At 72.0% G+C, this 17,169-nt stretch carries 15 protein-coding genes and 3 pseudogenes; all 18 read left to right on the forward strand.

Annotated elements, in window-relative coordinates:
- Positions 1-58 precede the first annotated feature (58 nt).
- Positions 59-367 carry a DUF6112 family protein gene (locus ACZ66Z_RS05390; RefSeq protein ID WP_469932664.1) on the forward strand — a complete coding sequence of 103 codons (309 nt, stop codon included), beginning with the start codon at positions 59-61 and terminating at the stop codon, positions 365-367.
- Positions 367-1,056 carry a hypothetical protein gene (locus tag ACZ66Z_RS05395; protein ID WP_469932665.1) on the forward strand — a complete coding sequence of 230 codons (690 nt, stop codon included), beginning with the start codon at positions 367-369 and terminating at the stop codon, positions 1,054-1,056. Before ACZ66Z_RS05390 ends, ACZ66Z_RS05395 begins: the two co-directional genes overlap by 1 nt.
- Before the next feature lie 27 nt (positions 1,057-1,083).
- Positions 1,084-2,481: an SCO6881 family protein gene (locus tag ACZ66Z_RS05400; protein ID WP_469932666.1), complete on the forward strand. Its 1,398-nt coding sequence runs from the start codon at positions 1,084-1,086 to the stop codon at positions 2,479-2,481.
- A 133-nt stretch (positions 2,482-2,614) separates the two neighbouring features.
- Positions 2,615-4,081: an SCO6880 family protein gene (locus ACZ66Z_RS05405; RefSeq protein WP_469932667.1), complete on the forward strand. Its 1,467-nt coding sequence runs from the start codon at positions 2,615-2,617 to the stop codon at positions 4,079-4,081.
- A 36-nt stretch (positions 4,082-4,117) separates the two neighbouring features.
- The gene (locus tag ACZ66Z_RS05410) at positions 4,118-4,570 is read left to right on the forward strand and encodes a DUF6238 family protein (RefSeq protein ID WP_469932668.1); all 453 of its coding nucleotides are present in this window, start codon (positions 4,118-4,120) and stop codon (positions 4,568-4,570) included.
- 27 nt (positions 4,571-4,597) lie between these two features.
- Complete coding sequence (locus ACZ66Z_RS05415) at positions 4,598-6,103, forward strand: ATP-binding protein (protein WP_469932669.1); 1,506 nt, start codon at positions 4,598-4,600, stop codon at positions 6,101-6,103.
- Positions 6,104-6,124: 21 nt separating this feature from the next.
- The gene (locus tag ACZ66Z_RS05420) at positions 6,125-6,823 is read left to right on the forward strand and encodes a hypothetical protein (protein WP_469932670.1); all 699 of its coding nucleotides are present in this window, start codon (positions 6,125-6,127) and stop codon (positions 6,821-6,823) included.
- A gap of 124 nt (positions 6,824-6,947) precedes the next feature.
- Positions 6,948-7,838 (forward strand): hypothetical protein, encoded by an 891-nt coding sequence (locus ACZ66Z_RS05425; protein ID WP_469932671.1) that lies wholly within the window; start codon positions 6,948-6,950, stop codon positions 7,836-7,838.
- Positions 7,839-7,934: 96 nt separating this feature from the next.
- On the forward strand, positions 7,935-8,699 hold the full coding sequence (locus tag ACZ66Z_RS05430; protein ID WP_469932672.1) for a hypothetical protein: 765 nt from the start codon (positions 7,935-7,937) through the stop codon (positions 8,697-8,699).
- A 26-nt stretch (positions 8,700-8,725) separates the two neighbouring features.
- Positions 8,726-9,223, forward strand: coding sequence for a hypothetical protein (locus ACZ66Z_RS05435; RefSeq protein WP_469932673.1), 498 nt, complete (start codon positions 8,726-8,728; stop codon positions 9,221-9,223).
- A 183-nt stretch (positions 9,224-9,406) separates the two neighbouring features.
- Complete coding sequence (locus tag ACZ66Z_RS05440; RefSeq protein ID WP_469932674.1) at positions 9,407-10,684, forward strand: hypothetical protein; 1,278 nt, start codon at positions 9,407-9,409, stop codon at positions 10,682-10,684.
- 252 nt (positions 10,685-10,936) lie between these two features.
- On the forward strand, positions 10,937-12,037 hold the full coding sequence (locus tag ACZ66Z_RS05445; RefSeq protein ID WP_469932675.1) for a hypothetical protein: 1,101 nt from the start codon (positions 10,937-10,939) through the stop codon (positions 12,035-12,037).
- Between the two features lie 93 nt (positions 12,038-12,130).
- Positions 12,131-13,919 (forward strand): annotated as a pseudogene (locus ACZ66Z_RS05450) (type IV secretory system conjugative DNA transfer family protein).
- Positions 13,916-14,146: a hypothetical protein gene (locus ACZ66Z_RS05455; RefSeq protein ID WP_469932676.1), complete on the forward strand. Its 231-nt coding sequence runs from the start codon at positions 13,916-13,918 to the stop codon at positions 14,144-14,146. Before ACZ66Z_RS05450 ends, ACZ66Z_RS05455 begins: the two are co-directional and overlap by 4 nt.
- Positions 14,143-15,315 (forward strand): DnaB-like helicase N-terminal domain-containing protein, encoded by a 1,173-nt coding sequence (locus ACZ66Z_RS05460; protein ID WP_469932677.1) that lies wholly within the window; start codon positions 14,143-14,145, stop codon positions 15,313-15,315. The genes ACZ66Z_RS05455 and ACZ66Z_RS05460 overlap by 4 nt, the downstream gene beginning before the upstream one ends.
- A 41-nt stretch (positions 15,316-15,356) precedes the next feature.
- Positions 15,357-15,938, forward strand: a complete 582-nt coding sequence (locus ACZ66Z_RS05465; protein WP_469932678.1) for a hypothetical protein — start codon at positions 15,357-15,359, stop codon at positions 15,936-15,938.
- A gap of 1 nt (position 15,939) precedes the next feature.
- Positions 15,940-16,113, forward strand: a pseudogene (locus ACZ66Z_RS05470) (DNA cytosine methyltransferase); the annotation flags it as partial.
- Between the two features lie 121 nt (positions 16,114-16,234).
- Positions 16,235-17,140, forward strand: a pseudogene (locus ACZ66Z_RS05475) (DNA cytosine methyltransferase); the annotation flags it as partial.
- Positions 17,141-17,169: the final 29 nt, after the last annotated feature.

Here is a 17,169-nt window from a genome sequence, read left to right on the forward strand (position 1 = left end):
GCACCGCCGCTTCGCCCCAGCGGGCCTTGGCGTGCACGTTATCGAACTGGAGTTCTCCATGTATCTCGCTGACCAGGTCATGCAGCTCGCCTATGACCCCGGGATCAAGCCGAACGAGGGCGGTCTGCCGGGTCTGTCCGTCCTCAAGCAGGTGATGGGCTCGATCAACCTGTTCGGGCTCATCGCCGTGGTCGGCGCTCTCGCCGTCAGCGCGGGCGTGTGGGCCTGGGGCCACCACTCCGGCGGCCACCAGGCGGAGGCCAACGGCAAGAAGGGCGTGCTGGTGAGCGCCGGCGCGGCCCTTCTGCTCGGTGCGGCGAACGGCGTGGTCGCGTTCTTCAGCACGCTGGGGACGCAGGTCCACTGATGGCTCAGCACTCCACCCACCCCGGCGGCGCATCTCGCGTGCGCCGCCGGGCGCTGCTCGGCACCGTCGTCCTGGCGGTGCTCGTCGGCCTCGCCGGCCTGGCCGCGTATCTCACCCGCAACGGCAGGGGCCCATCCGAAGCCCCTGCTCCACCACCGAGTTCGCCCTCGGTCACCTCTTCGGCCCCTTCGGCGTCCGGGTCTTCCACCCTCTACACCCGTCCTCGTGCCCTTCCGGTCCCGCCGAAGACGCATGACCCGATCGCGTACGGGAAGGCAGCCGCAGTAGCGCTGTGGTCCTACGACACTCGTGCGTACGCGCAGCCCGAGCTGCGGATGGCTCTGCGCGGGTGGCTGACCACGGAGGTGAAGTACGCCGATCCGGCCTCGGTCGACAAGGTCGTTCCCTCGGCGGTGCTGTGGAAGGAGATGGCCGCCAACGGCCAGTTCGCCACGGCCAAGGTGTACGAGGGGCACTTCCCGAACGCGTTCACCCGGGCCCTGCAGGAAGACCCCGGCGCGATCACCCAGGCGTACGTCTACGCCGTCACGGTCTCCGGCAAGCAGTCGATCGCCTGGAAGGGCTCGCCCGACGGCGGTGCGGAGAGCCGTGCCACCACCCTCGCGGTCCAGTGCCGGCCCAACCATCCCTGCGCCCTGGTCGGCGTCATGCCGTCCGTCGCGCCCTGATCCCCGTCTGAGAAAGGAGGTATCGCCATGGGAGTCTGCGACTTCCCGCTGATGGACAAGGTGTGCGGCGCCGTCGACTTCGCCACCAATCCCGCTGGAACCGTGACCGACGGCATAGGCGCGTGGATCGCGAAGTCGATGGGCGAGCTGGCGGCCAGCGCGGCCGATCTCGCCGCGAAGGCCGTCAACGAGACGACCGCCATCGACCTCAACGCCGGATGGTTTCGGGACAACTACGAGCTCCTGCTGCCCATCGGGCTCGCCCTGACCGTCGGCATCTTCTGCATCCAGCTGATGACCGCGGCCTGGCGACGCGATGAGCGCGCTCTTGCTCAGGCTGCGTTCGGCACCATGACCGGCGTCCTGTTCAGCTTCTGCGCAGTCGCTTTCACCAGCGTCGCCATCACCGTGGTCGACGCCCTGTCCGACGGGCTGTTCCAAGCGGCCAACACCTCCGTCGACGACGCGATCCGGCGCGTGGTGAAGGTCAACGAGTTGGGGGCGATGTACGGCCTCGGCTGGGGTGTCCCGGCCCTGGTCGCTCTCGGGTGCGCGATCGGCGCCTTCCTGTACTGGGGTGTCATGGTCGCGCGCAAGGTCGGTGTCCTGATCATGGTCTCGCTCGCCGTGTTCGCCGGTGCCGGCGGTGGCTGGGAGGTGGCCAAGCGGTGGCGGCGTGGCTGGATCGAGGCCACCGCCACTCTGGTCGTCTCGAAGCTCCTGATGACCGTGGTCTTCCTGATCGGCGTTTCCGCCATGGGCAAGAGCGACGCCGGCGACGGGATGGCGGCTCTGTCCGACGCGATGGCGGGCATCGTCGTGATGGTCCTCGTGCTGCTCTGCCCGTACGCGACGTACAAGTTCGTGCACTGGGCCAGCGACGGCGGCGGTCACGACGACCTGCACCGCACCGGCGTCGCCGGCATGGCGGTCGCCGCCGGGGCAGCGAAGGCCGCGGGCAGCCTGGCGATGCAGGCCAGCACCGGCGCTCCCGCTCCCCAGGGCCCGAGCAAGGTCCCCGGTGCGGGCGCCGATGGCGTCGCCTCCGGCATCAATCCCGCCGGCGGCAACCTGAGCAAGGAGGGCATCGACGCCGGTCCGCCCAGGCAGCAGCCCCGCTTCCGGTACGGCGAGGACCCGAACGCGACCGGCGACAAGGGCCGGGCCCTGATCCAGCGGCCCGGGATCCCACCGCTGATCACGCGTCCCGGCGCGGACGAAGCGGAAGGGCCGGAGGCGCTCGTCCACGGCGTCACCGGCAGTTCCGGCTATCTCGTCGGCGCGTCGGCACCGGGCGGCAGCATGACCTCCCTGCCGCCTGTCGGCCCCGCGGCTGCGCCGCCGTCTCCCGCCGGACCGTCGGCCACCGGTTCTCCGACGCCGACGAACTGGGTGTTCCCCACTCAGCCGCCGTCGGGTTCCTGACCCATCACACCCGGGGCGGGCCGTACACCACGGCCCGCCCCACCCCGACCGACCAGCAGAGGAGCCCCGCCATGACGTCCAGAAGAACGCCGCACGCCCTGCCCCTCGTCCGCTCCCACCATCTGGAACCACCATGTCCGGCAAGCACCAGGCCCCTACGGCCACCGTGAAGTTCCCCCACCGCAGCAGGCGCGGCATCCTGCTCGGCCTGACCGCCCCGCAGCTGATCGTCGCCGGCCTCACCGGCCTTCTCCTTCTCGTTGTCGTCCTCACCCGCGGCGTGATCGGCGCTCTCGTGCTCATCCCGCTGTGGGCCGTCATCACCCTCTTCGTCTTCGTCCGCCACCGTGGCCGTGCCCTGGCGGACTGGACGCCGATCGTCACCCGGTACGCCCTGCGCCGGATGCGCGGCCAGCTCGTCTGGCTCACCCGGCCCTCCCGCCGACCGACCCGCGAAGGACTCCTCCACCTGCCCGGCACCGCCGCCAGCCTGCGCGTGGCCACCGCGCCCGACGGTAGGTACGGTGCGGTCCACGATCCCCACAGCGGAACGCTGACCGCCGTGGTCAAGGTCTCCTCCCGCGCCTACGCGCTGCTCGACCCGGGTACCCAGCACGCCAACGTCAGCGGCTGGGGACGGGCCCTGGCCGCGCTGGCCCGGACCGGGCAGATCGCCCGCATCCAGGTGATCGAGCGCACCGTCCCGGACTCCGGCGACAGCCTGCGCCGCTACTGGGAGGAACACGGCCGGGCCGACGCCCCGGTGGCCGGTGCGATCTACAGCGAACTGATCCAGAACGCGGGCCCGGCCGCAGCCCCGCACGAGGCGTACGTCGCGGTGGCGCTGGACACCAAGGCGGCACGCCGACTGATCAACCAGGCGGGCGGTGGCCTGACCGGGTCCTTCAGCGTCCTGGCGCAGCTGACCTCCACCTTCGGCCAGGCCGCGCGGACCGCCGGGCTCAACCCCACCGGCTGGCTCACCGCCCGCGAGATCGCAGCTGTCGTGCGCACCGCCTACGACCCCAAGGCCCTCACGGCGCTGGACCGGTGGTCCACCGCCGGCCGTCCCGAGGCCGAGCCCGCAGCTGCCGGACCCGTCGTGGTCGTCGAGAAGGCGGACCACATCGCGACCGACTCGGCCGTCCACGCCACGTACTGGGTGGAGAACTGGCCGAGGACTGAGACGTCGGCCGGCTTCCTGCACCAGCTCCTGTTCACCGGCGGCGTCCGGCGCACACTGTCGCTCTCCTACGAGCCGAAGGGACTGGAAGCCGCACTGCGCGATGTCCAGCGCAAGAAGGCCAGCGTGATCGCCGATGCCGCCGAGCGGGCCCGGCGCGGCCAGGTCGACTCCGAGGCGGACTCGATCGAGTACCAGGACATCAAGTCCCGCGAGCGCCAGCTCATCGCGGGCCACGCCGATGTCGCCCTGACCGGGCTGCTGACCGTCTCGGCCGACTCCGAGGACGAACTCCGCTCCGCCTGCGCGGTCGTGGAGACCGCCGCCGTCGGCGCCCAGCTCGACGTCCGGCCGCTGACGTGGCAGCAGGCCGAAGCGTTCACCGCCGCCGCCCTGCCGCTCGCGCTCTCCGCCTGACGCCGGCCCATCCCCTCCCTTCGAAAGAGCACCTCCATGTCCCGCACCGCCAGCCCGACCGCGCAGGACTTCGTGCCCTTCGCCACCGCCGCGCTCGACTTCCACCGCGCGCTCAACCTCCCCGGTGGCCCGCTCGTCACCAGCCGGGCCGAGCTGGACGCTCTGCACGCGCATCTCGTCTCGGTGCACGGGCTGCTCGACGCCCATGCCGCCCGTACCGGTCGGCTCGTGCCGATCGAGGGCGACCAGCTTCGTGCCGCCCGCACCCGTATCTGGCTGGCCGCCGACCACGTCCACGCTGCCTACCACGCGGCGCCCCGGCCGGATTCGGGCGAGGTGCCCGAATCCGAGGCGTGCCAGGCCGGGCTGCCCGAAGGGGCACCGGAGCTGACCATCTGCCAGCGCCACCAGCGCGCCGCGCACCTGGTCCGCCGCCGTACGACCCCGGCCGACCTGCACGCGCCGTTCACCGGCCTCGTCCGCCGCTGACCCCATCACCTGTCTGGAGACACGTTCATGCCCCGTACGCGCGCCAGTGCCTCTCCCCTGTACGTGCCGCGCAAGGCTTCGCGGGCCCAGCAGAGGGCCGCCCGAGCTGGATTCGCCGAGGCTCGCCGCCAGGCGCGCCTCGCCGGGACACCGCCCAAGCACCGCGCCGAGGAAGCCCTCGACCCGGAGCTGCGGTCGACCTACCCGCCGACCGGTCGTCCCGGTCCGGCCTCGGCCCGGGGCGGCAAGCTCAGCCTGCCCGCCCACCGGATGACCACCGCCACCGCTTCGGGGGCCTACCCCTTCGTGGCCGAGGGCGGCCTGGGGGCGGAGGGCATCTTCATCGGCCGCGACGTCCATGCCGAAGCCGCCTTCTGCTTCGACCCGTTCTCGCTGTACAGCAGCGGCCGGATCGAGGGCTTCACGAACCCCAACGCGGTCCTCACCGGCATCATCGGCATGGGCAAGTCCGCGCTGGCGAAGTCCATCGCCACCCGGTCGATCGCCCACGGCTACCGGATCTACATCCCCTGCGACCCGAAGGGCGAGTGGACCGGCGTCGCACAGGCCCTCGGCGGCTACAGCATCGCCCTGGGCCCCGGCCTCCCAGGTCGGCTGAACCCACTGGACGCCCCGGCCCGGCCCGCCTCCGTCAGCGAGGACGACTGGGCGACCGAGGTCCGAAAGCGGCGTCTCCTGCTCCTGGCCAGCCTGGCGCGCACCATCCTCAAGCGCGACCTGCTGCCGATGGAGCACACCGCCCTCGACCTCGCCCTGGACCTGGTGGTCGCCGAGGCCGCCGCCCGGGGCACGGTGCCGCTGCTCGGGGAGATCGCGTACGCCCTCAGCTCGCCCGAACGCCTCGACCGGGCCCTCGGCCACCAGGCCGGACACCTCGGGTCGGCCGCCCAGGACCTCGCGCACGCCCTGCGCCGCCTGGTGCACGGCGACCTGAGCGGCATGTTCGACGCCCCCTCGACGGTGGCCTTCGACCCGACCGCGCCGATGCTGTCCATCGACCTCTCCCGCCTCGGAGGCTCCGGCGACGACACCGCCTTGGTCTTGGCCATGACCTGCGCCTCGGCATGGATGGAGAGCGCTCTGTCCGATCCGGACGGGGGCCGGCGCTGGGTGATCTACGACGAGGCGTGGCGGCTGATGAGGCACGTCGGCCTGCTGGAGCGAATGCAGTCCCAGTGGAAGCTCTCGCGTGGTCTCGGCATCGCGAACTTGATGGTCATCCACCGGCTCAGCGACCTGCTCTCGGCGGGCGATGCCGGTTCACGCGGCCGGGTGCTGGCCGAGGGCCTCCTGGCCGACTGCTCCACCCGCATCATCTACCGCCAGGAACCCGACCAGCTCGACGCCGCCGCGTCGCTGCTCGGCCTGACCGGCGTCGAGACCCAGGCGGTGTCGGCTCTGACCAAGGGCCGGGGGCTGTGGAAGGTCGCGGGCCGGTCTTTCATCACGCAACACATCCTGCACCCGGCCGAACGCGAACTGTTCGACACCGACGCCCGGATGTCGGCATAGGGCCTGTTCGGAGGATCGATCATGTCTGCTTCTCCCAGTTCTCCCGGCCTGGCTGAGAATCGGCCGTCGGCGGCCACCGACCGCCTGGCGTGGCGGAGGCACATCCCGGCGCTGGCCTCCGCCGCCGCCGGGATCAGGCAGGCGTCCGACGCCTGGGACGCGGTCTCGGACTCCTTCTGCGACGGCGACGGCTGGCCCATCGACGAGCAGGGATACGAGGACGGCAAGGTGAAACGCGACGCCGAGGCGTGGAAACACGTGGAGGTCTTCCTCGCCCACGGTCCCGAGGTCCTGGCCGGCGTCCGCGCTGCCGCCCGTGGTGCCGACTACGTCGAGGGGCCGATCAGCGAAGACCTCCGCCGGCTGCGCGGGATCGACACTTCTCTGGAACGCGCGGGACAGCTCCAGCGTGAGTGGGATCAGATCATGGTCCTCATGGACGCCTCGCTCCCCGGCTCGCGGAAGCTCTATGAGAGCCAGGCGGAGGAGGACCGCAACGCCGATGGTTGGCACTACGCCGACGAGTTGTCCATCCGCGGCCCTGCCCTCGTACGGGCCGCCGGCTACCTGGCCGGCCGAGCGGACCGCGAACAGTCCTCGCGGACCGAACAGGCACGCGTGGCCCTCGCCCGATCCGCCTCCGGCCGGCGCGGGCCCCTGCCCGCTTCGTCCCCGCCCCCACCGGCACCCGGCCCACCGGTGCCGGGTCGCTCCCGCTGACGCCGGTTGCACCGAGTCCCGGCAGGACCAAACCTTCCCATCGCCAGATCCTCGTAGACCACCGCGTGCCCGCAGCCCGCGGCGCCGACCGCCGGAACACCCCACCACGGAGAAAGCCCAGCCCATGCACCAGGACAACAACCCCCTGATCACCTTCGAGCGAGAGGGACCACACATCACCGCGTGGACCAGCACCTCCCCCTCGCCCGCTGTGTCCGAGGATCCGAAAGAGGATCACGGGTACGGCTACCTCACTTCTCCCCTCCGCCAGCGCGGCCTGGAGGTCACCGTCGAGTACGGCCTGAGCGACTACATCGTCCACGCCGCCCTCCCCGACGGCAGTTCGCTGATCATCTCGCCGCCGCAGGAACCACCCGGCGAGGACCCCAAGTTCCCCGAGAGCTGGACGACGATCCCCCACCGGGACACCGGGCCCTCGGTGTACGAAGAGATCTACGACTCGGAACCCGGCGGCCCTGACGCCCGGTACGGCGGGAGCGTCCCGAGTCTGCTCGCCGCCGTCGACGCACGCCTTGACCAGCTCGGCGTGCCGGCACGCCCCGAGCAGCAGCGCTCCTCGCGGGAGCGCGTCGCCGACGCCGTGCTCCACCGTGCGGGTTTCATCGCCGCCGTCTCGTTCGACGGGGAGCGCTACCACCGGCGGCCCACGGCCATGACCGATCCGACCGAGCAACGGCGGGCGGTGACCCGGGCCTTCGCCGCGCTGCAGACCGAGGACTTCAACGTCCTGTGCGACTCGGCGCTACTCGCGTCCGACGTCTCCCCTGCCCAGCCCGACGAAGCACGTCTTGGCGACCGCCACACCGCCCATCCGGGAGTCCGAAGTCCGGTAGACCGGACCGCCCTGCCGGCCTCTGCTCGGCCACGGGTGAGCGCTGCTCTCGCGCCCTCGCCGTCGGCCGGACCGCGCACGGTCCGCACGCTGCCGGCGACGGCTCCTCCCCCACGTCCCGTGCTTCCACCCGCACGTCCCTCCACCACCCCTGGTCGCTGACCTCTTCCCGTCTCGGAGTACGCCGCATGCCTCTCACCAGCAGAACCGTTCCGGCCCTCGACCTCCCCCGTCATCGAGCCACCGGATGGATCAGCCGTGTTGCCCACCTCCGCCGAAGAACTGCTTGCCGACATCACCGTCGGCCGACACCCCGACTACGGAATCGTCGCCGCGAACCCCAAGAACCTCGCCGCCGGCACCTGGATGCTGGAGCGGCTCGACTTCCGCCCCGTCCTGGGCGAGCCGACCCTGTACGCCCTGACCGACCAGCAACGTGACGGGCAGGGCCGCGCCACCCGGGCCGCCGCACTGCTACGCAACGCCGGCTTCCGGGTCGACACGGACGCCGTGTTCAACCCCTCCCTCCTACCCACCGCGGGGCCCGTCCCGTCCCGGGCTCCGCACGCCGAGCCCGATGTCGCCTTCGCCGAGCATCCACGGCTCGGCATCGTCGCCGCCATCGACAGCCGCGCCTCCGGACTCACCGGACTCGCCCTGATCGAACACGGCTGGCGGCACGATCACCGCCTCGACATCTACACACTGTCCACCGCCACCAGCCGCGACGAGGCCCTGGGGAAGGTCGCCGACGCCACGCTGGCCCTGCACCGTTCCGGCGTCCAGGTCGCGGTGCAGCCCCGCCTCGCCCAGGACGTAGCGGCCCGCCACCGCCCCGCGCCCACCTCGTCCCACGACCGTATCCAGGGCGCCGGCCGTAGTTCTCCGATCGTGGCCGCCGCGCTCGCCGCCAGCCCGGCCCTCGCCAGTCTCCCCGGCAAGGCCCCGGCGTCGGCTCCCGCCACCTCCGTCGCGGCGGCCCGGCCCCTCGACCCGCGCATCGCGTTCACCCGCGACCGCTGACCCAACTCCCATAAGGAATAGCTCCCATGGCCGTGAAGACCATCTGGCCGATCAACCACTCATGCGGCCACAAGGCCCACCGTGACCTCTCCAATCGGCCGGCCGACCGCCGCGCGGGCTTCGCCGAGTGGCTCGCCGGCCAGGAGTGCAGCGACTGCTGGCGCGCCTCCAGGGAGAACAGCGAGCAGGACAAGGTCGCCTGGGTGAAGGCCAAACGCACCGAAGAGCAGGCCGAGTCCGAAACCTGGTCGCAGCAGTACCGGATGCCTCCGCTGGAGGGAACCGAGCGCGCCGTCCCCTGGGGTGTGCGCTGCCGCCACCAGATCCTGGCCGCCGCCTACACCGCCCTGGTCGTCGAAGGCGAAACCAGCGAGCCGGAGTGGGAGGAGATCGAGGAGACCGCTCGCACTATCACCCGCGCCGGATGGTGGATCGACCAGCGCTCCTCCGAACCCGACGACCTCACCGAGCTGCTCCAGGCCGCCACTGACGCCGACCGCCCCAGCGAGAACCCCTACTTCTAGCTGTCCGGTGCCCCGCTGCGGCGGGGCACCGGTGCCTCTTCTCCCGCCAAGGTCAGGGGCCGGGTGAGCAGGGCATCTATCAGGGATCCCCGGCCGGGCCAAATCCCGAATCCTGCGGATTCTCTCCCTGTTGGTCCGGTCTCCCGGACCCTCGTTTCTTCCTTCTTCCTCGAGGTAGACGCCGTGATCGCCCACTTGCAGCGCGCCAGCGACACCGCCGGCCTGCTCGCGTACCTGTACGGGCCGGGTGAACGCGGTGTCCACGTCAGTCCCCGGCTGATCGCGGGCGACGGTCGCGGGGCGCCGATCGAGCTGCTCGCCGGGCCGGGCTCGCTGCCCTACTTGGCCCATGCGCTCGACGCTCCGGTCGAGCGGCTCGGGGCCCGCGCTCTCGTCCGGCCGACGTGGGTCTGCTCGGTCCGTTCCGATCCTCGCCGACCGGGCCTCACCGATGCGCAGTGGGCCGTCGTTGCCCGCCGGTTGGTGTCCGCCGTCGGGATCGCCCCGGAGGGCGATCCGGATGCCTGCCGGTGGATCGCCCTGCGCAACCAGCCCCGTCAGGTGCACGTCGTGGCCACCCTCGCCCGTGAGGACGGCGGCCTGCACCAGGGCTATCGCGACGCCTTCCGCCTCCAGACCGAGTGCCGCCGCATCGCGGCCGAGCTGGGGCACCTGCCCACCGCACCCCATCCGACCTTCCCGACCTTCCGTGCCCAGGAGACTTCTGTGCCTGCCCCTCTCATCACCATCTCCTCCGAGGCCAGCGGCAGTGTCGTGGCGAAGGGTGCCAATGACGATCTTTCCGCGATGATCCTCAAGCACGCCGGCTTCCGGCAGATCGAGGACTGGCACGGACGGCGCCACCGGCTTCCCACCACCACTGCGGTCGCCGACCGGGTCGCCATCGCCGGCCACGCGGCCGAGATGCTCCGTGCCGCCCGTTACGGAGTCGATCTCGCTCCTTCCCTGGACGTGGCCCGGATGAGTACTCGGGCGATTCCCCTTGGGCCCTACGTCGCCGAAGCCGCCCTCCTTCAGATCACGGACCGCATCAGGTCGGCCGAGAATGGGGCGGACCTTCGGCAAGCGGTCGACCAGCTCCTTCACCCCGAGCGCGGGGCCCTGGAACGTGTCCGGGAAGCGCTGGAGGCGGCGAGCGAACACATCAGCGACCTCGACGACGAGGCGTACGCGCTGGCTGACCGGTTCGGCTTCGCGGCGGAGTTCGTCAGCTCGGCGCAGTCGGAACTCGTCGACTCGGAGGACGAGCTGCGTCGTGTCGGCGGCCCGTCCCGGGCCGAGACGCGGACGCGGTCCTCGGATCTGCCTGCTTCCCAGAGCGCGGCGTTGGCCGTGTCGCCTGCGGCGACCAAGGCCGATGTCGTCCCGGTCTTCGGTATCGAGTCCACGGATGCCCGTGCGGCTGCTCGCCCGCCGCGTGCCTCCGGTCATCGGCGGTGATCGGGTGTTCTCCTCGTCCGCTACATCCGCCGGCCTGTCGCGTACGCGTTTCGTGCGGCGTCACCGTCGGCAGCCCGGCCGCCCGCGAACGACTCTCGTCCCTCGCCGACAGCCTGCCCCTGCCGGTGACGCCGTGACTCCGCCGCCTCTGCCTTCCGGCACCAGACTCAGGACTGTTCCTGCGGGTGGAGCACGTGTGCCACGTGCTCCACCCGGCCTGGCCAGGCAGCACCACCAACTCACGGAGGAACCGTGCCCGAGTTCTACTCCAGCATCGGCGAGGCCATCGGCGCCGCGATGCAGCACAACATCCGGCTCGCACACCGCAGCGTGGCACCCAGCTCCGACAAGCCGCCGCGGGTCGGACACCTGCCCAGCGCTTCCGCCGACCCGTACTCCGTCCCCGGGATGATCGCCCGTCTCACCGAGGACGCAACGCCCAAAGAGGTGGCGGGGATCATCGAGGAGGTCAACGGTGTGCTGGTCGGGGCTCTGCCTCGGCTGACCGAACTCGTCGCCGCTGCCGCCGACTGGACCCGTGTCCGTCTGGCGTTCGGCGACCCGCACCACAATCCCGTCTTCGAGACCTGGACGCGACTGGCCGCCGCCCACGTCATGCTCCAGGACGTTCAGGCGCAGCTGGCAGCCGCCGAGGACGGGATCGCCGCGTGCCCTGCCGAACGGACCGACCCCCGGAACCACGAGAGGGTCAACGTCCTGCGGACCCGGGAACTGCTCGACGACGTCCTCGGCACCGGCCCGGTCGCCGCAGAGCCTCCCGCCCGCGATCCGGACGCCGATCGCCGTCATGCCGCCCGTGCTGCCACGCGGCAGACCGGCCGCCGACAACCGTCGTCGCCGCCCGGCACCGAAGAAGTCCCGGCGCGCACCCCACCGCTCCGCTCTCCAGAAGGGCCCTCCATGGCCAACCTCGCCGACACCTACGGCACCGACGTCGAAATCTTCCCCTGGGCCGATGACTTGGTCTGGGCCGACTGCCGGACCGGCCTGCCCGAATCAGCCCACCGCATCCTGCGCTCCTATGGGTTCGCCGCCCCAGGCGACCCGGGCGATCCCGCCTCCTACAGCCTCGCCTCGCACATCGTCGGCCCGGACCGGCAGCTCGCCCCCACCTCTGCCGCGAGCATGCTGGCCGACCTGGGGTACCGCGTCGCGATCGACCCGTCCCTGGCCATCGGCTACATCGGAGAGGCCATCGATCCCGAGGCCCGACGGCTGGCCGCTGCCCGCCAGGTCTCCCCCGTGGCGGCTGAGACCAACACCGGCACCAGTGCCCCGCCGTCCACCGCGCCGCCCCCTTCCGCGGCACACCCCACCCCCCGCTCCCGATGAAGTGTTCCGTTCGATCCGCAAGGAGCTGGCCCGTGACCTGCACGAGAGCCGAGCGCGCCCCGCCCCGCCCGCTCGCACCCCAAGGAACCACCTGTGCCTTCCCCGCGCACCAATGCGCCGTCGACCACCACCGGATCCGACGCGCTCCTCTGTCTCCTGTTCGGCGTCCTCGGCGCCGCCATGCTCTTCGGCTCCCTCGCCTGGCTCACCGGCAACCTCACAAACTCCCTCGTCGGAAGCGGCCCGTGGGCCCCGTTCCGCGCCACCGACTCCCTGCTGCACCCCGAGGTGTTGTGGCCGGCCCTCAGTACCACCGCGCTGCTGGTCGGCGTCCGCGTCGTGCCCGGCCTACTCACCCTGGCACTGATCACCACTGGCCTGGTGCTGTGGCTGCGCTGGTGCTCCGGTGCCAAGACCGGTCTCGCCCGCAAGGGTGACCTGGCGCCGCTGCTGGACAAGGAGATCACCGCCAAGGCCAAGAGCCTGCGGCCCTCCCTGAGCGGCCGGGAGGGCAAAAGAGGTCGCTCCCGCCGACCGCGGCATCCTGCTCGGCACTCTTGACCCCGGTCGCGCCGGTGTCCGCGCTTCCTGGGAGGACGTGATCGTCGCGATCATGGCCCCGCGAAGCGGGAAGACCTCCGGACTGGCGATCCCAGCGATCCTCGCGGCTCCCGGCCCGGTGCTGCTCACCTCCAACAAGGCGGCGAACGACGCGTTCACCGCCACGGTGGACGCCCGTGCCGAGGTCGGCACGGTCTGGACACTCGACCCCCAGCAGATCGCCCACCACCCGCGCGAGATGTGGTGGGACATCCTCGCCGACGCCCGCGACCTTGCCGGGGCCAAGCGATTGGCCGGGCACTTCGTCGCGGCGAGCGTGGACGAGTCGAGCGGCTCCGACTTCTGGTCCACCGCCGCATCCAACACGCTCGGCGCCCTGTTCCTGGCCGCCGCGAGCCACCGGCGGCCGATCACCGACGTGCTGGCCTGGCTCGCCTCCCCCGCCGACCGGACCCCGGTTGACCTGCTCACCGAGGCCGGCCACGACGCGGTCGCCGCCCAGCTCCAGGGCACCGTCTCCGGCGCTACCGAGACCCGCGACGGCATCTACGAGACGGCGCGGCAGTACGCGAGCTGCCTGCTCGACCCGGAGGTCGTCGCCTGGGTCACCCCGAGCAAGGACCTCCCCGAGTTCAAGCCCCTCGCCTTCGCCACCTCCCGCGACACGCTGTACCTGCTGAGCAAGGACGGCGGCGGTAGCGCGTCGGCGATCATCGCGGCGGCGGCCGACGCCGTGATGCGCGCGGCCGTGATGGTCGCCGAGCGCTCCGGCGGACGGCTTGACCCGCCCGCCCTGTGCGTCCTCGACGAGGCGGCGAACGTGTGCCGCATCAGCGACCTCCCGGACTTGTACTCGCACTTGGGCAGCCGGGGTGTCATCCCGATGACGATCCTGCAGTCCTACCGGCAGGGCCAGCGGTGCTGGGGCGAGGCCGGGATGGACGCCCTCTGGTCCGCCGCCACCGTCAAGATCGTCGGATCGGGCATCGACGACGCCGACTTCGCCGACCGCCTCAGCCGCCAGGTCGGCGACCACGACGTCCAGACCGTCTCGGTCTCCACGAGCGAGAGCGGCAAGTCCACCTCGGTGAGCATGCGCACCGAGCGGATCCTGCCGCCCGACGCGATCCGCGCCCTGCCCAAGGGCAAGGTGCTGCTGCTGGCCACCGGTCTGCGGATCGCTATGCTCTCCATCCGGCCCTGGTACCAGGAGCCCTCTGCCAAGATGGTCGGGCCGGCCTCCGCCCGCGCCACGAAGGCGATCACCGAGCGGGCCCTGGCGAAGACCGTCGGCCACGACGACTTCGGGCTGTCGGCATGAGCGCGCCGACGCCGCGTTCCGCGCGGCTGGCGCAGTCACCGGCCGTCCTGCACGAGGGCCGGTGGTGGCTGGTCGGCGATGCCGGGTCGGTTCCCGTCGTCGATCCCTCCTTCGCCACCGTGCTGGACGGCTTCGCCGAGGCGGTAGCCGCTGCCGATCGTGCGGTCGCCGATCTGTGTGCCCGGCCGAGTGAGCCGTCCACTTCCAAGTTGCGAGGTCGTCGATGAACCCGCTGCTGAAGGCCGAGCAGGCGGTCCTCGGCGCGGTGCTGCTCGACCCGGGCCAGCTCTCGCACCTGGAGTGGCTCGCGCCGGATCACTTCTACCGGCCGGTCCACCAGGCGCTGTTCGCCGCGCTGCGCAAGCTCCGAGGCGATGGCCACCCCGCGGTAGACGGCGAGGGACCGGTGCCGCTGTCGTGGTTGACCGACACGGTCGCCGAGGCCGACCTCCATGTCCGGGGATTGACCGCGTCGTACGCCCATCTCTTGGTCTCGGCCTGTCCGCGTCCGGCGCACGCTCCGGTGTACGGCCGCATGGTGCTGGAGGGAGCGATCCACCGCACCGTCACCCAGCACGCGATCCGCCTTCACCAGGAGGCTCGCGCGGGCGCTGTGCGAGGCGAGGTCGAGGGAGCGCTGCACCACGCGGACGTCCTGACGGGGGTGCTCACCGATCTCGCACGGCGGTGGGGCACCGAACCGCGCCCTGTCGCGCCCGCGACATCGCAGGCCCCCGACCCTCCTACCCTTCCGCCGGCGCAGGCCGATCGGATTAGCGAGGACGAGGAGTTCCTTCTGGCCGTCCTCGTCGAGCGGCCGGGGGCCATGGGCGAGGTGGTGGACTGGCTGCGTCCGGGCGACTTCGCCGACCCGGTCCACGGGCAGCTCTACCGGTGCCTCGGGGCGCTGCACCACCGGGGCGAGCCCATCGACCGGATCACCCTGCTCTGGGAGGCCCAGCGGCGCGGCCTACTCGCCGACGGCACGCTGTCGGAAGACCGGTTCGCCGCCATCTGCGACGGCGTGGGGGCCGGCGACGCCGAGTGGCTCGGCAAGCAGGTGATGCGCTCCTCCCTCACGCGCACCGCCGCCGCCTCCGCCCTCGCCGTCCGCACCCTGGCCGAGGACGAGGTCCTGGCCCCCGGGCGGCTCATCAACCACGCCCTGCACGCGCTCGGCCCGCTGGACGAGGTCCGCGCCCGTTGGCAGACCGCGCACGGCCAGCCGGCTTCACGGGCGCCAACCACCGCTCCTTCCCCGAGCGGGCCGTCGGCAGCGCGGGTACAGGCGGCCCTCACCCGCAGCACGCCGCGCGCCGCCCCGTCTCCACCGGGCCGGCTCGGCCCCGATCCCACCCCGACCGCCGCACGTCCGCCCTCGCGCAACCACAGCTGACACCCCTGTCCACCGCTCGTCCTCACGTACAGGAATTCATCGTGACTACGAACCCTCTCGCCGACGCCCTGGCCATACGTGCCACGGCCTCGGCCTTCGACGCCCAGCGCGGCAAGCTCCCGGTCCCCGGCGACCCTCACCGCCTCCCCAGCAGCGTCGCCGTCGCCCAGCAGATCTCCGAACTCGGCAAACTGATCACCGAGCTGGGCGACGAGGTCCTCTTCCGCACCGCCGACAGGGAACACAGTTCGCGCACTTCACTGGCCGTCTCCAGCTTCTCCGCCGCCGTACGGCCCGCCGGTGAAGCGGCGTCCGCCCTCGGGGAAGTGGCCCAGCAGCTCGCGTTCCTGGAACGGACCGAGCACCTGCACGACCGGCCCGACAGCCGGGATGCCCGGGAGGCGGCGGGGCGGGTGATCGACGAGGCGCTCGGGACGGCGGACACAGCCCTGCGGGAGGCGGCCGACTCCCTGCACGCCGCCTCGACGGCGGTCTCGCCGCCGTCGAGGCGGCTCCGGGCCGCCCTCGGCCGGACCACCACCGTGTACGAGGCCATACCAGCTACCCCCGCAGCACCGGCACCGGCGACGGCTCTCGCGCCCCGGACCGTACGGGGCCGGTGACATGCCCGCCATCGGCTCCAGCCCTCCGCTGATCGGGTCGCTCTGCTCCGGGTACGGCGGCCTGGACCTGGGCGTGCAGTCCGCTCTCGGCGGCACCCTGGCCTGGCACGCGGAGGTCGATCCGAACGCCTCGCGCATCCTGGCCCACCACTGGCCCGACGTCCCCAACCTGGGCGACATCACGACCGTCGACTGGTCCACCGTCCCCCACGTGTGCGTCCTGACGGCCGGCTTCCCCTGTCAAAGACGTCTCGGTCGCCGGCCGCCGGGCCGGACTCAACCCCCAGACCCGATCGGGGCTATGGCTGCACGTCGCCCGTGCGGTCGAGGCCCTCCGACCCTGCTTGGTAGTGATCGAGAATGTGCGCGGCCTCCTCACCTCCCCCGCCGGTTCCCCTGGCGACGTGGAACCCTGCCCGTGGTGTCTGGGAGACACCGCAGGTCAGCCTCCTCTGCGGGCACTCGGTGCCGTACTCGGATCCCTGGCCGACCTCCGGTACGACGCGAAATGGCTCGTGCTTCGCGCCTCCGACGTCGGAGCCCCGCACCGGCGCGAACGGACCTTCCTCACGGCCTGGCCCGCCGGCGACCCTGCTCAAGACGCCGACCAGCAACATCGGCACGAACGGCGGCTCCCAGCACCCGGCCAAGAGGAAGAACGGGGGCCACGGTCCGAACCTGGCCGACGAGGTCGAGTGGCTCCTCCTGCCGACCCCGAAGGCGTCGGACGGGATCAAGGGCTCGCCCAACCAGCGGCACGGCAACGGGGACATGACCCTGCCCAGTGCGGCGGCCTCGCTCTTGCCCACACCCCGGGCCAGCGACACGGGCACCCCGGGCCGCCGCCCCGGCAAGGGATGGCGCCCTCCCCTTTCGGCGGTGGTCCTGCCGCTGTGGGCGGAGCCATCCCCGGAAGCCGAGGAGGCGAGCGGCGATGGGGACCGTACGCAGCCGCCATCGCCCGATGGGAGACACTCACCCGCCCCGCGCCGGCGCCCACGGACGCGGCCGGTCGGATCCGTGCCGACTTCGTCGAGTGGATGCAGGGCCTCGACGCCGGCTGGGTCACCGCCACCCCGGGACTCGGACGCCCGGCGCAGCTCACCGCGCTCGGCAACGGTGTCGTCCCCCAACAGGCCGCTGAGGCTCTGCAGTTGCTGGCGCCACCGTTCCCGCACTGTCCTCGCTGCGCGACCGGGTAGCGGCTCCCTACCGGGTTTTCCCGGCCGGG

The organism is Streptomyces sp. NPDC107498 (assembly GCF_055582805.1).

Coding starts and splice junctions, on each gene's coding strand:
- ACZ66Z_RS05390 (WP_469932664.1), top strand. CDS start 59: ATGTATCTCGCTGACCAGGTCATGCAGCTCGCCTATGACCCCGGGATC.
- ACZ66Z_RS05395 (WP_469932665.1), top strand. CDS start 367: ATGGCTCAGCACTCCACCCACCCCGGCGGCGCATCTCGCGTGCGCCGC.
- ACZ66Z_RS05400 (WP_469932666.1), top strand. CDS start 1,084: ATGGGAGTCTGCGACTTCCCGCTGATGGACAAGGTGTGCGGCGCCGTC.
- ACZ66Z_RS05405 (WP_469932667.1), top strand. CDS start 2,615: ATGTCCGGCAAGCACCAGGCCCCTACGGCCACCGTGAAGTTCCCCCAC.
- ACZ66Z_RS05410 (WP_469932668.1), top strand. CDS start 4,118: ATGTCCCGCACCGCCAGCCCGACCGCGCAGGACTTCGTGCCCTTCGCC.
- ACZ66Z_RS05415 (WP_469932669.1), top strand. CDS start 4,598: ATGCCCCGTACGCGCGCCAGTGCCTCTCCCCTGTACGTGCCGCGCAAG.
- ACZ66Z_RS05420 (WP_469932670.1), top strand. CDS start 6,125: ATGTCTGCTTCTCCCAGTTCTCCCGGCCTGGCTGAGAATCGGCCGTCG.
- ACZ66Z_RS05425 (WP_469932671.1), top strand. CDS start 6,948: ATGCACCAGGACAACAACCCCCTGATCACCTTCGAGCGAGAGGGACCA.
- ACZ66Z_RS05435 (WP_469932673.1), top strand. CDS start 8,726: ATGGCCGTGAAGACCATCTGGCCGATCAACCACTCATGCGGCCACAAG.
- ACZ66Z_RS05455 (WP_469932676.1), top strand. CDS start 13,916: ATGAGCGCGCCGACGCCGCGTTCCGCGCGGCTGGCGCAGTCACCGGCC.
- ACZ66Z_RS05460 (WP_469932677.1), top strand. CDS start 14,143: ATGAACCCGCTGCTGAAGGCCGAGCAGGCGGTCCTCGGCGCGGTGCTG.